Genomic DNA, 15,092 nt, shown 5'->3' on the forward strand with positions numbered 1-15,092 from the left:
CATGCCGCCGCTCGACCCGCCGAACCTCGACGACCGCCGGTTCCAGGACATCGTCGACGAGACCAAGCGCCTCATCCCGCGCTTCACGCCCGAGTGGACCAACCACAACCTGTCGGACCCCGGCGTCGCGCTCGTCGAGCTCTTCGCGTGGGTCGGGGAGATGGTGCTGTACCGCGTCAACCAGGTGCCGGACCGCATGTACGCGCACTTCCTGGAGCTCGTCGGCGTCGAGCCGTTCCCCCCGTCGGTGGCGCGCACGCGGCTGACGTTCCTGCTGGCCGCACCGGCCACCGAGCCCGTGGTGGTGCCCGCGGGCACCACGGTGTCGACCGTGACGGTGGGGGGCCAGGACGCCGTGGTGTTCGCGACGTCCGCCGAGGCCGTCGCGGTCCCGCCCGTGCTGGTCGCGGCGCGGACGGCCGGGCCCGACGGCGCCGCGTCCACCGACGCGTGGGAGGCGCTGCAGGTGCCCGGCGAGTCCGTGCGCTGCTTCCCGTCGTCACCGATCCGCGACGGCGACGCGCTGTACCTGGGCTGCACCGGCCCGCTCGCGGACCTGGTGCTGCGCCTGGACGTCACCGCGCACGCCGAGGGCATCGGCGTGGACCCGACCCGGCCGCCCCTGGCGTGGGAGGTGTGGAGCGGTGAGGCGTGGGTGCCCACGGTCGTGGACGACGACACCACGGGCGGGCTCAACCGCGACGGCACCGTCACGCTGCTGGTCGGCGACCGGCACGCGCCGCTGACGATCGGCGGGACCACCGCGTACTGGCTGCGGGCGCGGCTGCTCGACCGCGCCGACGGCCGCCCCGCGTACCAGGCGTCCCCGCACGTGGGCTCCGTGCAGGTGCGCACGGTCGGCGTCGGCGTGCCCGCGGAGCACGCGCAGGCGATGCCGGCCGAGGTGCTGGGGCGGTCCGAGGGGCGCCCGGGCCAGCGGTTCGCGGTGTCCGCCGCACCGGTCGCCACGCGGCGCCCGGACGAGCGCGTGGTCGTCGTGGACCGCACCGGCGCGACCGAGTGGGACGAGGTCCCCGACTTCTCCGCCTCCGGCCCGGACGACCGGCACGTCGTGTGGGACTCCGCGACGGGTGAGGTGCGCTTCGGCCCCGCCGTCCGCCAGCCCGACGGCCGCACGCGCCGGCACGGCGCCGTCCCGCCGGACGGTGCGCAGGTGCGCGTCACCGGCTACCGGACCGGCGGCGGGTCGCGCGGCAACGTCGGTGCCCGCACGCTGACGTCGCTGCGCACCGCGCTGCCGTCGGTGCGCTCGGTCACCAACCTGGTCCCGGCCACGGGTGGCGTCGACGCCGAGACGGTCGAGGAGGCCAAGGTGCGCGGGCCGCTGGCGCTGCGCGCGGGGCAGCGTGCGGTCACGGCGTCGGACTTCGAGCAGGTGGCCCGGCAGGCGTCCGTCGAGGTCGCGCGGGCCCGGTGCCTGGCCGTGCCTCCCGACGGGCCGGTGCGACCGGTGCACGTGCTGCTCGTGCCGCAGGTGCGCACGGACCCGCGCAGCCACACGATCGACGACTTCGTGCTCTCCCCGCGGCTGCTCGACACCGTCGCCGCCGAGCTGGACCGGCGCCGGACCGTGGGGGTCTCGGTGGGGCTGGGGGCGCCGTACTACCACGGGGTGTCCGTCGCGGCGCTGGTCCGGGCGGTCCCCGGGCGGCCCGCGCAGGCCGTGCGCGAGCGCGTCGTCGAGGCGCTCACGCGGTTCGTGCACCCCCTGGTCGGTGGTCCGCAGGGCACCGGTTGGCCGTTCGGCCAGACGCTCACCGCGACGGCTGTCGCGCAGGTCGTCGAGGGCGTCGACGGCGTCCTCGGCGTCGACGAGGTCACGCTGTTCGGGTATGACCTGCGCAACGGGCGGCGCGTCGGCGAGGGGCGGGAGTCCCTGACGATCGACGCGGACACGCTGCTGCTGTCCGCCGGGCACCGCGTGGTCGTGCGATGACGGCGGTGCTGACGACGGCGGTGCAGACGACGGCGGTGCTGACGACGACGGTGCCGACGACGACGGTGCCGACGACGGCGGGGGTGGACCGTGGGACGCGCTGACGACTGGCTGCTGGCGCAGCTCCCCGGCGGGATGGTCGCGGAGGACTTCTTCGCGCGCTTCGTGCGGATCTTCCAGGCCGAGGCGGAGACGCTGCTCGCCCACCCGGACTCCCTGCCGCACCTCGCGGACCCGCGGCTCGCGCCGCCGGAGATGGTCCGGTACCTGGCCCGCTGGATCGGCCTGCCCGGTCTGGACGCGGACCTCCCCGACGACCTGCAGCGCGACCTGCTCGTCGCCGGCGCGGCCGCGCTGCCGTGGCGGGGGACGGCCCACGGGCTGCGCCTGCTGCTGGAGGGGTACACCGGCGGGCCGGCGCGGGTCGTGGACGGCGGTGGTGTGCACCCGCTGGGCGAGGAGCCGGACGACGACACCGCGTGGGTGCGGCTCGAGGCCACCACCCCGGGGCGGTTGACGCAGGACGAGCTGGTCGAGCTGGTGCGTGCCGAGGTGCCGGCGCACGTGCGGGTCGAGCTGGTGGTGGGCGGTCGCACGGTGTGGCCGCGACCCGAGGAGGAGTCCCGATGACCGAGGTGGTCCGTGAGCCGGTGCTGCCGGCGCGTGCGGGTGCGGCGGGAGGCACCCTGACCGTGTGCCCCGAGTGCGGCACACGCACGGCGCTGGACCTGCTGCGCCGTGACGCGTCCGGGTTCTGCCCGCAGTGCGACTTCCCGCTGTTCTGGGCCGACCGCGGCGGCGCGGGGGCGCCCCACGGGGACACCGACCCGGGCGCCGTGCGCCGGTCGCCCGGCGTCGAGGGCGAGGTCGCGGACGTCGTCGTCGTCTGCCACGGCTGCGGGGAGCACAACGGGCACGCGCGCGGTCCGTGCGTGCGGTGCGGCGGGGACCTGACGCCGCCGCAGGCGCCGCTGCTGCCGCCGCCCCCGGCGCCGGAGCCCGCGCCCGTGGTGGTCGAGGTGCCCGTGCCGGTGCCGTGCGGGCACCCCCGCACGTGGGTGGTCGCGCTGGTGTCCGGCCTGCTGGGTGCCGGTGCGGCGTTCGTGGCGGCGATGCTGCTGCTCGGCTGACCGTCGGGACCTCGCCGCAGCCCGTCGGGACGGCGAGGGCGGGGGGCGGCCTCAGCGCGGGAGCGTGAGGATCTCCGCGCCGTCCTGCGTGATCGCCACGGTGTGCTCGCTGTGCGCGGTGCGGCAGCCCGTCGCGCTGCGCAGCGTCCAGCCGTCGGTGTCCGTGACGAGCCGGTCCGTGTCCGCCATGACCCACGGCTCGAGGGCGAGCAGCAGGCCGGGACGCAGCGGGTAGCCACGGCCGGGACGGCCGGTGTTGGGCACGTGCGGGTCCTGGTGCATGGTCGTGCCGATGCCGTGCCCACCGAACTCGGTGTTGACGGGGTACCCGGCGTCGGTGAGCACGGTGCCGATGGCGTGCGAGAGGTCACCGACGCGGGCCCCGGGCCGCGCGGCGGCGATGGCGGCGGCCAGCGCGCGCTCGGTCGTCTCGATGAGCGCGACGTCGGCGGGGTCACGCGGCGTGCCCACGACGAAGCTGATCGCGGAGTCCGCGGCGATCCCGCGCAGCGACACCGCCAGGTCGAGCGTCAGCAGGTCCCCGTCGCGCAGCGCGTAGTCGTGCGGCAGGCCGTGCAGGACGGCGTCGTTGACGGCCGTGCAGATGTAGTGGCCGAACGGGCCGCGGCCGAACGACGGCGCGTAGTCGACGTAGCAGGACTGCGCACCGGCGTCGACGATCATCTGCTGCGCCCACCGGTCGATCTCCAGCAGGTTGGTGCCGACCGTGGCGCGGCGGCGCAGCGTCTGCAGGATCTCGGCGACCAGGGCTCCCGTGTCCCGGGCACGGGACACCTCGGAGGGGCTGAGGATCTCGATCACGTGTCAGTCCTTCTCGGCCGTGCGGCGCGACGCGTGGTGCCACGCGTGCGCCCCATCCTCTCCCACGGTGCGGCTCACCCGTCGACGAGGGCAGTGCCGCCCTGGCCGCCCCCCTGGTCGCCCCCCGGGGTGCCCCCGCCGCCCGGTCCCGGGACGACCGGCGCGGGCTGCACCTGCACGCCCACGGTCGTGCTCGACGGCGCCCAGGTCGTCGTCGACGCGGGCACGTAGCGGACCGCCAGCGTGGTGCTCCCCGGCGACCAGCCGGTCGTCGGAACGCGGACGGCGGCGGTCCCGCCGGCGAGGGGGACGGCGGCACCCCACACGGTCGGGGACCCGACGCCGACCTGCACCTGCCCGGCCGGTGTGCCGGAGGCGGTGGTCACGGTGACCGTCACGGTCAGGTCGGCGCCGACCTCGACCGGTCCGGACGTCCGCGCGGACACCGTGGTCACCGCGGGCACGGGCGTGGTGGTCGCGGTGACCAGCAGCTGCGTCGCACCGGCGGGCACCGTCGCCTGCGACAGCGCGACCCGCCACCCGGCGCTCGTCGTCGCGGTGAGCGCGGCGGCCGGTCCGCCGGTGGACCCGGGCACGTACAGCACGGAGTCGCTCGCGCCGTCGAGCAGCCGCACGTCCACCGGGGTGCCGCCGGTCGGCGCGACCGTGACGTCCACCGCGGGCGCCCCGCCCGTCGCGCGCAGCCGCAGCTCGACCTCGCGCAGCTCCAGCGGCAGGGTGGTCGGACCGGACACCTGGACCGTCTGCTGCACCGTCGCCAGGTGCCCGGCGGGGCCCGCGGCGCGCACGGTCCACGTGCCGGGCGGCACCTGCGGGAACGTCGTCACGTGCCGCGTGCCGGACCGCGCGACCGGCTGCGGCCCGAGCACCGTCCCGGTGCCCGACGTCAGCGTCACGAGGCCACCGGTCAGGTCCGCCCCGATGCTCGACGTGAGCTGCACCGTCACCGCGTGCCGTGTCAGCGGGAACGTCACGTCCAGCACGGTGCCCTGCCCGGGCACGACCTGCACACCGCGCGTGAGGGTGGTCCCGGACGCGGTGAACGTCAGCGCGTACGTGCCGCCGCCCAGCCCGCTGAGCAGGTAGCGCCCGTCGGCGTCGGTCGTGACGGAGACCCCGTCGGTGCTGCCCTGCGGCGTCGCCGTCACGGTGACGCCCGGCAGCGCGCCGGACGACCCGTCGGCGGCCTCCTGCGTGACCTGGCCCTGCACCGCACCCGTGGGGGTCGCCAGCGGCACCTCGACGCGCCCCGGCTGCCCCGGGCCGACGGTCACGCGCGTGCTGACGGTCGTGTACTCGCTGGTCGAGGGCACCACCCACAGCGTGTACGTGAGCGGCAGCAGGCCGCTGAACACGAACTCGTCGTCCTCCACCGTGGGCGGTGCGATCGTCACGGCGTGGTCGGAGTACGCCAGGCGCACGCTCAGACCCGACGTCACGGCGGCACCCGCGGCGTCGGTGACGCGCACGGTGAGGGTCGAGCCGAGCGGGTCGAGCTCCACGTGCGAGGTCGTCGCGCCCGGTGCGACGACGGCCCGGACCGTGGCAGCGGTGTGGGCGTCCGCCGAGGCGGTGACGTCCCAGTCGCCGTCCCACAGGCCCTCGCGGTCCAGGTCGCCCACCAGCGTGAACGCGCCCGAACCGTCGGACCGTGCCGTGAACGTGACGTCGCCGGACCCGGTGCCGTCCGCGGGGCCCACCGCGCGCACCTCGGCCCCCGGCAGCGCGACCGTCCAGCCCGCACCCAGGCGGGTGGACACCGTGCCGTGGATGCGGCCCAGGCCAGCGAGCGGCACGGACGGCGTCGCGACGGACCCCGCACCGACCTCGACGCCCACGGGTGCGGGCGTGCGGAACCCGGCGGCCACGACCTGCAGGTCGTACGCCCCCACGGGCAGGGCGCCCAGGTCGACCACGGGCGTGCCCGTGACGTCCCGCTGCGCGACCACGGCCCCGCCGGCGGACAGCGTGACGCGGGCGGCGGCCAGCGGCGCGGCCCCGTCGGGGGCGAGGGTGACGCGCACACCGCCGTCGCGCAGCAGCACGGTCTGCGAGCGCGTCGTGCCCGCCGTGCCCGTGGTGCGGTAGGGCACGTCGACGACGACCTCGGTGGTCGCGGTGGGCGTGCTCCACCCCGGGGCGCGCAGCGCGAAGCGGTACGTGCCGGGGCGGATGCGGTTCTCGACGCCGATCGCGGTGTCGACGAACGTCAGGGCCACGCGCGTCGCGGGTCGCGCGTCGGGCGCCTCGCCGTGGGTCGTGGCCGTGCCGGTGGCCGCCGGCGTGAGACGCACGGTGCCCGTGCCGGGCGGCGCGGACACCAGCTCGAGGGCCAGGTCCGGCACGGCGGCGACGGCGGGGACCAGCAGGGCCGACGCGTCGAGCAGCTGGTACGACGGGGTCAGGACCACCCGGTCCACCGCGCCCAGCTCGACCGCGCCGAGGCGTTGCGCGTCGAACCCGTCGGCCTGGACCGCGATGTCGACCTGCCCGGACACCAGCGCCAGCACCGGCAGACCGGCGCAGGCGGCGGTCGCGGCCGTGCAGACGAGCACCTCGCCCGACGCGTCGGCGGTGAACGTCTGGCTGCGACGCACCTGCGTGGTCCCGGAGTACCCCACGACGCCCGTGACGGTGACGCGGGCACCGGGCAGCGCCTGGTAGGCGTCGTCCGCGGACTGGACGACGACCTGCACGACCTGGTCCCCGACGGGTGACGCGAGCACGACGGTCGCGTCGAGCTGCTGGTTCAGGGAGATGTCGCGATCGACCGCGACCTCGACGCCCGGGTCGTCGGGTGCGGAGGTGACGATCCGGTACGTGCCGGGGGTGAGCCCGCGCAGCTCGGCGACGCCGTGCGTGTCGCTGACGGCCGTCCGGACCGTCGGGCCGCCCACCTGCTCGGCCCGCACGGAGGCGTCGCGGGCCACGTCGATCGCGCCGGTCGCGTCGGCGCGCAGCGTCGTGACCCGGATGATGCCGAGGCGTTCGATGGTCGCGTCGTACCGCCGCGTCTCCCCGGGCAGCAGGACGACCTCGACGGGGTCGGGCGTCACCCAGTCGTCACCCGGCAGCCCCACGACGACGACCTCCCACGTCCCGGCGGGCAGGCGCCGCAGCTCGTACATGCCCTGCGTGAGCCGCGCGCAGCGTGCGTCGGCGCCCGTGCAGGTCGCGGTCGCGGGGGCGCACGTGGTGGCGGACCCGGCGGGGCGCGCGACGACGCACACGTCGGTGGGCAGGGCGCCGACGCGCGGCAGCACCGAGCCGACCAGGGACGGCGACGGCGTCAGGGCGACCGTCGCGGCCTCCACGACGACGCCCATCGGCACGGTGACGGCGACGGTGCCGGTCTCGTACCCGGGCACCGACACGGTGAGCGTGTACCGGCCGGGCAGCAGGCCGCCGTCGCCGTCGGCGGGCAGGACGTACGCGTCGTCCGGGGCGGCGGTCGCGGTGACGGTGCGCGTCGTGCCGTCCAGGCCGGCGGCGGTCGTGGTGACCGTCACCAGGCAGGGCTCGGTGGTGGCCGGGCACTGCACGCGCCCGCCGGTGGAGGCGTCGGTGACGCGGCCCGTGACGCCCGCGGTCGCGACGAGCCCGTCACCGGGCACGGACGTCAGCACGAGGTCCGAGGACGCCGCCGCACCGGCGGCGACCTCGACCTGGGCGTGCCCGGTGACGTACCCGAACGCCTCGGCGGACAGCACGTACGTCCCGGCGGTGACGCCGACGAACCGGTAGGACCCCCGGCCGTCCGAGGACGACATCGACTTGTACGTGGTGGTGCCGTCGCTCAGGGTGAGCCCGGCCGCGGTGACCCCGGCGTCGTCGGCGTCTCGGACCGTGCCCGAGACGGACCCGCCGACGGCCGTCATGGCGACCTCCCACCCCGCGACGCCTGCCGCGGTGAGGTCCAGCTCGCGCGTCACCGTCGCGTACCCCGGGCCGCCGACCGTCACCGTGTACGTGCCCGGCACCGGCAGGTCCGCCAGGACGAACCGGCCGGCGTCGTCGCCGGTGAGGGTCGTGGCGGTCCGCGTGACGGTGCCGTCGGTCGCGGTGACCGTCAGGCCGCCGATGCCGCCGACGCCGCCCAGGGCAGCGGTGCCGACCGCGACGCCGGTGACCGCCGCGACCCCCGGCTCCACCGCCAGGTCGACGTCGCGCTCACCCGCCGCGCCCAGCGCCACGAGCCGCGACGTGCTGCCCCAGCGGTCGGACGACGCCGTGACGAGGTACGTGCTCGGTGTGCTCAGGCCCTCGACGGACCAGGTGCCCACGCGTCCCTCGGTGACGGTGCGCGTGGTCACCGTCGTCGTGCCGTCGGTGAGCGTGAGCTCGACGCCGCCGACGGGCCCCTCGGGGCCGGTGACGAGGCCACGCAGCGCGCCGTCGCCGGCGCGCAGCTCGGTGCGCAGCGGCGTCGCGGACAGCTCGGCACCCGTGAGCACGTACCGCTGGGTGCGGTAGCCGGGCTTGGCGACCGTCACGAGGTAGCGCGTCGTGGGGGACAGCCCGGCGACCGCCCACGTGCCCGCCGCGTCCGTCGTGGTGCGCAGCCGCTGCGCGGTGCCGGTGGTGCCCTCGACGGCCAGCGCGGTGCCCAGCAGCCTGCCGGGCGCCGCGTCGGCGGTGCCGGCGAGCACCCGGCCCACGGCGGCGGCGACCGGACCCGCGGCGGGGGCCAGCGCGGCGGTGACGGCAGCCCCGAGGGCGGCCCGTCCCACGGCGGCGACGGACGTCGGGGCGTCGGTGCCCGTCGTCGTCGCGGGACCGGTCGAGGCCCACAGCTCCGACGTCGGCACCACCTGCACGCTCGCGTCGCCGGGGTCGGGCCCGGAGACCTGCCCGGCGACGCGCAGCGTGGAGGTGCCCGGGGCGGCGTCCGGAGCCGCCGGCGCGTCCTCTGTGCCGTCCCCGCCGTCCCCGCCGTCCCCGCCGGTGGCCGTGCCCGACCCGTCGCCCGACCCGTCCGCCGCCGGGGACCCGGGGTCCACCACGAGCGTGTCGCCGTCCCGGTCGCCGAGCGCCGTCACGACGCGCGGGATCCCGACCAGTGCCCCGCCGACCCACAGCGCGAGCACGGCGACGACCGCGGCGACCTTGAGCACACCCGGCCCCAGCCACGCGCGCGACGTGAACGTGCCCGGCACCTGCTGCGGCGCGCCGCGCCCCGTGACGGTGACGGTGAACGTGTGGCGCTGCGCGTGCCCGACCCAGCGGGGCACGGTCCGCAGCACGGCCGGCACGCGCACCGTCCCCGCGGCGGGGACCTCCACGGCCGCGTGCGGCACGGCGACGTCGACGCCGTGGCCGGTGGCCGACAGCCGCACGGACGCCGGGGTCGCCGCGGTGTTGGCGAGCACGACCTCGACGCGGCGGCGGCCGCGCCCCCGCGCGTCCGTGGGCTCCACACCGGCGACCAGCCCGCCGGCCACGGCGAGCGTGAGCACGGCGTCGGTGACGGTGCGCCCAGCGGCGCTCTCGACCACCACGAGGAACGGGTAGTCGCCGGGGGCGGCGCCCGCCGGCGGCGTCACGCGCAGCGTCGTGCCCGCGGTCGCGCCCGGTGCCAGGGAGGGCACCGTCACGGTCTGCGCGGCCCACGCCGGCTCGAGGCCGATCGCGTGGACCCGCACGTCCAGCGGCCCGGCGGCGACGTTGCGGACGCGGACGGTGACGTCCACGTCGCGGCCCGGGGACCCGTGGGCGTCGCTGCCGACCGTCACCGTCGGGGCGGTGGCGCTGCTGCGCCGGGAGGCGTCGCTCACTGCGGTGCTCCGATCCGGCGTGCCGCGGCACGCGCGCTCACGAGGTCACGTCCACGGTCCGCTGCTCGCTGGCGCCCAGCGTGAACGGCGCCGAGACGCCGAGCACGGAGCCGCCCGCGACCACGCGGACCTCGACGAGGTAGTTCTGCGGTGCGTCGACGTCGTCGAGGGCGTACGCACCGGCGGCGTCGGTGGTGGTCGACGCGACGGGCTGCGCACCCGCCAGGCCGTAGTCCGCGGCGCGGAACAGGCGCACGGTCGCACCGGCGGCCGCGGCACCCGCGCGCGTGACCGAGCCCCGCACGCCCGCGGGTCGCACGAGCACCGGGCTGAGCGTCGCGTCCTGCCCGGCCTGCACCACGACGATCTGCGACACGCTGCGTGTCCCGGCACGCGTGAACGTCACGGTGTACGTCCCGGGCGGCAGGGCGTCGACCGCGTACCGGCCCACGGTCCCGGCGGGTGTCGAGGCGGTCGTGACCGTGCGGGTGACGGTCCCGGACGCCACCTGCACCGTCACGTTGCCGGCCGGTGCCGCGGCACCGGCGGCGTCCTGCTGCTGCACGGTGCCGGACAGCGTGCCCGTCGCGGAGCGCATCGTGACGTCGAGCCCCTGCGCGGACGCGGCCCCCGACGTGACGCGCCCGAACCCGTCGACACTCACCGACAGCACCTGCGACTGCAGGTCCGCGCGCGCGAACGTCACGGTGTACGTGCCGGGCACGGGGACCCCGGTCATCCGCCACGTGCCCGACCCCGACCGTGCGGCGGTGCGCCACGTGCTCGCACCGTCGGTCACGGTGACCTCGACCCCGCCGGGGTCGCCGAGCGGCACGCCCACCGTCCCGCCGAGGGCGCCCTCGGCGTCCCCGAGCACCACGGCGACGCCCGTGAGCTGCTGGCCCTCGCCGAGCGTCAGGGTCAGCGTCGAGGGGGCGCGACCGTCGGCGCTGACGACGACCGTGTAGGTGCCGGGGGTCGGCAGGCCGCGCAGCACGAACGAGCCGACGGCGTCCTGCGTGAGCGACACCGTCTCGACGCGCACCGCAGCGGACGACGCGACCACGGTGGCGCCGCCCAGCGGGCCGCCGCCGCCGCCGACCGTGCCGCTGATCGTGCCGTCACCGAGCAGCAGCGCCAGCTCCAGGCCGCTGCGGGACTCCCCGGCGGCCACGTCGACGCGCTGCACGTGCGTCGCGAACCCCGGCTTCGCGACCACGAGGTCGTACACCGCCGGCGACGGGACGTCGGCGACGTCGAACGTGCCGTCCTCGCCCACGGGCACGGTCCGCACGACGACGCCGTCGCCCGCCACCGGTGCGCCGCCCTCGCGCGCGACGTCCGTGCCCAGCAGCGGCGCGGTGTCCAGGGGCATCTGCACCTGGACGGTCGCACCGCCCACGTCGTCGCCCGTGACGACGCCGGTCAGGGTCGCGGGCACGCCGCCGACCACGACCACGAGCCCCTCGGTCGCGGCGCCGTCCTCGACGTCGACGGCGGTGGCGTCGTCCGGTGACGACGCCGCGGGGTACCAGACCTCGGCGAACCCGGCGCCGCGCACCCGCAGCAGGTACGACCCGCCGGCGAGCCGCCCGACCGTGAACGTCCCGTCGGGTGCGGTGGCGACCGTGGCGACGGCGGCGGTCGTGTCGTCCGGGTCGACGACCTCGACGCTGACGCCGCCGAGCGTCGCGCCCGTCGTCAGCTCCACCACGGTGCCCGCGACGCGCGCGGTCCCGCTCGTCGCCGCGGCGTCCCGCGCCTGCGCGACCTGCAGCGCCAGGTCCCGGTCCGCGGCCGAGCGCTGCACGACCGTGCCGAGCGCCAGCGCGATGACGGTCGCGAACACCGTGACGGCGGCGAGCAGGCCCACCAGGGCCAGCGCACCGCGGGTGAACCGCGGGCGCTGCACGAACACGCCGGTCGCGGCCGGGGGCGCGTCGGGGGCGGGTGCGTGCGGGCCGGTGGTCCGCAGCTCGAAGGGCCGCAGCAGGGGGTCCCCGACCCAGGGGCGGCGGGCGCGCGCGGTCAGCGTCACGGACGTCGACGCGCGCGGGGGGACGACGACCTGGGGCGGGTCGAACGCGAAGACGGCCCGCGCCTCGGGGTCGACCGCCGCGAGCCCGCCGACGTGCTCGGTGTTGCCCTCGTTGTGCACGACGGCCGTGAACACGGCCTGCCGGCCCGCGGTGACGGTCGGCGGGTCCAGCACGACGCGCGTGCGGCGTACCGCGGGCACCTCCAGCACGACCTCGTGCAGGCTCACGGCCGCCGGGTCCGCCAGGTCGACGACCTCGACGGTCGCGGTCCCGCGGCCCGCGGGGGCGTCGGGCGGGAGCGTGAGGGCGATCCGCACGCCCACGGTCGCACCGGGGAACAGCCGGGGCTCCGGGTCCCCGACGTGCACCCACGCGGGGTCGACGCCGAGGACGCGCACGGCGAACCCGGTGATGACGTCGCGCGTGTTCGTCAGCGTGACGACGACCTCACCGGTGACGCCGGCTCCGGCGGGCAGGTGGCGGGGGGTGACGTCGACGTGCATCAGGCGCCCGCCACCGTCAGGTCGGTGCGCACCGACGCGCCACCGGTCACGGTGACCAGCGTGGTCACCAGCACGCGGCCGTCCGCGTCCAGCACGGAGACGGTCCACCGGCCGGCGTGCAGGCCGTCGAGGGCGTACGTGCCCGCACCGAGCGTCCCGCTCTGCGCCGACGTCGTGGTGCGGACCTCGGCCCCGTCCGTGGCCCGCACGGTCAGCCCCGCGGTGCCGGCGCCCCCGCGCAGCACGCGCCCGCTCACGGTGCCGGCCGCGGGCCGCAGGGTGACGGTCCCGGCGGACCCGGACGCGGGGTCCACCGCGACCGTGGTCGACGTGTACCCGTCCCGCGTGAACGTCAGCGTCAGCTCGCCCGCGCCGACACCGGCCAGGGTGAACGCGCCGACGTCGCCCGCGGTGAGCGTCGTGGTGGTGCCGCCCGCGCCGCCCGCGGTGACCTGCACACCACCGAGCCCGGTCCCGGCGGGGTCGACGACCCGGCCCGTGACCGTGCCGGCGCCCGCGGGCAGCGCGACCCGCACGTCGTCGCGCTGCTCGCCGGCGGCGAGGTCGACGACGAGCGTCTGCGTGCCGTAGCCGGTGCGCGTGAACGTCAGCACGTACGTCGCCGGCGTCGGCAGCGCGGGCAGCACGAACCGGCCGACCTCACCGACCGTCGGCGTGCCGACCTGCACCTCCTCGCCGTCGACCGTGGTCGTCACCGTCACGCCGCCGAGCGGACGGACGCCGTCGGTGACGACCCCCGCGACCTGCCCGGTGCCGGCGCCGAGGGTCACGGCCGTCGCGATGCGCTGCTGCCCGCCGAGCACCCGCTCGGTGGTGGTGGTCGGCGCGTACCCCTCGGCCGTGAACGTCAGCGTGTACGTGCCGGGCGCGGGCAGCCCCTCGAACAGGTAGGTGCCGCCCTGCGTGGCGGTCGTCCACGTGAGCGCCGGGTCGGCGCCGTCCCACGCAGCGGTCGCGGTGACGTCGACGACGACCTCACGCGTCGTCTGCCCCACGTCGACCGTGCCCGTCAGCGACGCCGCGTCGCCCGTGACGCGCAGGTCGACGCCCTCGGTGGCCTGCTGCGCGGGGGCGCGGACCTCCCGGGCCGCCCCGTCGGTCGCCGCCGCCGGGTACCAGAGGGTCGTGTACCCCGGGGACTGCACGCGTACCAGGTACGGCCCGGGGAAGAGCCCGGACATCGTGTACGTGCCGTCCGACTGCGTCGCGGCCGACGAGACCACGCTCAGGCCGTCCCGGGTGCGCCGCAGGGCGTCGACCGTCAGCCGTCCGACCCCCGCGCCGTCGACCGCCGACGTGACCGTGCCGGTGAGCGTCGCGCCGACGGCCGCGGGCACGGCGCCGTCCTTCGGCAGGGCACCGTCCGGGGTGGCACCGGCGCCCACGGTCGCCGCGTAGAAGGACCCCGCGACGACCTTGCCGACGGGCTCGGCGCCGAGCGCCGTGCGCATGCCGAACCACATCGCCGCCGCCCAGCCCGCCACGATCGCGACCAGGACGAGCGCGGTGACGGCACCCCGGCCCACCAGCGGACGGTGCCGCAGCGTCAGCAGGACGTCGCCGCGGACGGCCACGTCCCCGAGGCCCGCCGCCTCGACGCGCACCGCGCGGTCCTGGTCCGCACCGAGCAGGCGGCGCGGCGCGTGCACGACGACCGTGCTGCCGGCGGTCGCGGCCACCGGCAGGTGCAGGGTCGAGGGGGTGAGCGTCGCGGTGAGCGCGCGGTCGGTGTCGACGGCCCGCAGCGCCAGGTCCAGCGGGACGTTGCCCGTGTTGGTGGCCTGGACGGTGTACGCGGCCCGCCGGCGGGCGCGCACGAGCGTGGGCGCCGCCCCGAGCCGCGTGCCGGGCCGCGCGGGCACCGTCAGCTCGACCGGCAGCGGTGCGGGCGTCGCCCCGCCGGTGCGGCCGGTCAGCACCACCGACAGCACGTGCGTCCCGGCCGGGAAGGTCCCGGGCAGCCGGAACGTGAGCTGCACGTGCGCGGTCGCGTCGGGGAACAGCACCACCCGGCTGGGGCTGACCTCGACCGCGCCGGCGGGCACGCCGAGCACCTGGACGGTCAGCTCGTCGATCACCCCGGAGGTGTTCTGCACCTCCAGGGGGACCGTCCCGGTGCCGCCGGGCGCGACCTCCAGGGCGCTGGGTGCGCTGACCGCCCTCATCGTCGCCCGTCGACGCGGGGCGACAGCTCCGCCTCGACCCCGGAGACGGCGGTCGGTGCGTCCTGCCAGGGGTAGGCGTCCGCGGCCACCGTCGCGACCAGCGTGAACGACGCGCGGACCTGCCCGCCGAGGGACGTCCACAGGTCGCGCGGGCGGTTGCGCTCGTCGGACGCGATCGACAGGTCCACGGGCGAGGCCAGCGCGGCGGGCGCGAGGTCGGCCGGCACGGTCGGGTGGGCGAGCAGGCGCGTCAGCACGTCGCCCAGCAGCTGGTGCTCGTCGCGCGTCGAGCCGGCCCACGCGCTGACGAGGAAGCTCAGCTCGACCATCGGCAGCGGGAACCGGCGGCGTGCGACGGTGCCGTCGGCGTTGCGCACGGGTGCGTCGACGCGGGCGGGCCGGCCCGATCGTGCGACGTCGTAGAGGAAGAGGTTCACGGTCAGGCGGTTGACGGTGGCGGACCACGTGGACGTCGGGGCGTCGAAGACGACGTCGCCCTGCTGCTCGCTCAGCGGCAGCGCGGTGCGCAGGAGTCGCTCCAGCCCGTCCTGCACGGCGGGGATCAGCACGGCACCTCCCGGCGGGCAGCGGACCACGGACACGCCCGTCCGGCGCCGGCGCGCAGGAGAGTGCTGCGGGACCTGCCGTCGGGTAGCCCCA

8 protein-coding genes are annotated in these 15,092 nt (G+C 77.3%); 3 read left to right on the top strand and 5 right to left on the bottom strand.

Annotated features, from left to right (window positions below):
- Position 1: 1 nt before the first annotated feature.
- The 3 genes from J1G43_RS04370 (at position 2) to J1G43_RS04380 (ending at position 3,087) form a co-directional block, all read left to right on the top strand.
- Positions 2 to 1,957, top strand: a complete 1,956-nt coding sequence (locus J1G43_RS04370; protein ID WP_207378028.1) for a putative baseplate assembly protein — start codon at positions 2 to 4, stop codon at positions 1,955 to 1,957.
- Between the two features lie 90 nt (positions 1,958 to 2,047).
- Positions 2,048 to 2,587 carry a phage tail protein gene (locus J1G43_RS04375; protein ID WP_307859471.1) on the top strand — a complete coding sequence of 180 codons (540 nt, stop codon included), beginning with the start codon at positions 2,048 to 2,050 and terminating at the stop codon, positions 2,585 to 2,587.
- Positions 2,584 to 3,087, top strand: a complete 504-nt coding sequence (locus J1G43_RS04380) for a hypothetical protein (RefSeq protein ID WP_207378029.1) — start codon at positions 2,584 to 2,586, stop codon at positions 3,085 to 3,087. Before J1G43_RS04375 ends, J1G43_RS04380 begins: the two co-directional genes overlap by 4 nt.
- A gap of 51 nt (positions 3,088 to 3,138) precedes the next feature.
- Here the strand turns inward: J1G43_RS04380 and map are convergent, their stop codons facing one another.
- The 5 genes from map to J1G43_RS04405 form a co-directional block, all read right to left on the bottom strand.
- Positions 3,139 to 3,909: a type I methionyl aminopeptidase gene (gene map / locus J1G43_RS04385; protein ID WP_207370070.1), complete on the bottom strand. Its 771-nt coding sequence runs from the start codon at positions 3,907 to 3,909 to the stop codon at positions 3,139 to 3,141.
- Between the two features lie 74 nt (positions 3,910 to 3,983).
- Positions 3,984 to 9,704 (bottom strand): carboxypeptidase regulatory-like domain-containing protein, encoded by a 5,721-nt coding sequence (locus J1G43_RS04390; RefSeq protein ID WP_207378030.1) that lies wholly within the window; start codon positions 9,702 to 9,704, stop codon positions 3,984 to 3,986.
- Positions 9,705 to 9,741: 37 nt separating this feature from the next.
- Complete coding sequence (locus J1G43_RS04395; RefSeq protein ID WP_207378031.1) at positions 9,742 to 12,246, bottom strand: carboxypeptidase-like regulatory domain-containing protein; 2,505 nt, start codon at positions 12,244 to 12,246, stop codon at positions 9,742 to 9,744.
- The gene (locus tag J1G43_RS04400) at positions 12,246 to 14,432 is read right to left on the bottom strand and encodes a carboxypeptidase-like regulatory domain-containing protein (protein ID WP_207378032.1); all 2,187 of its coding nucleotides are present in this window, start codon (positions 14,430 to 14,432) and stop codon (positions 12,246 to 12,248) included. The genes J1G43_RS04395 and J1G43_RS04400 overlap by 1 nt, the downstream gene beginning before the upstream one ends.
- Positions 14,429 to 15,001, bottom strand: coding sequence for a DUF4255 domain-containing protein (locus tag J1G43_RS04405; protein WP_207339429.1), 573 nt, complete (start codon positions 14,999 to 15,001; stop codon positions 14,429 to 14,431). Before J1G43_RS04405 ends, J1G43_RS04400 begins: the two co-directional genes overlap by 4 nt.
- Between the last annotated feature and the right edge of the window lie 91 nt (positions 15,002 to 15,092).

The organism is Cellulomonas sp. zg-ZUI22, from assembly GCF_017353535.1.
In the GTDB taxonomy this organism is placed as follows: domain Bacteria; phylum Actinomycetota; class Actinomycetes; order Actinomycetales; family Cellulomonadaceae; genus Cellulomonas; species Cellulomonas wangleii.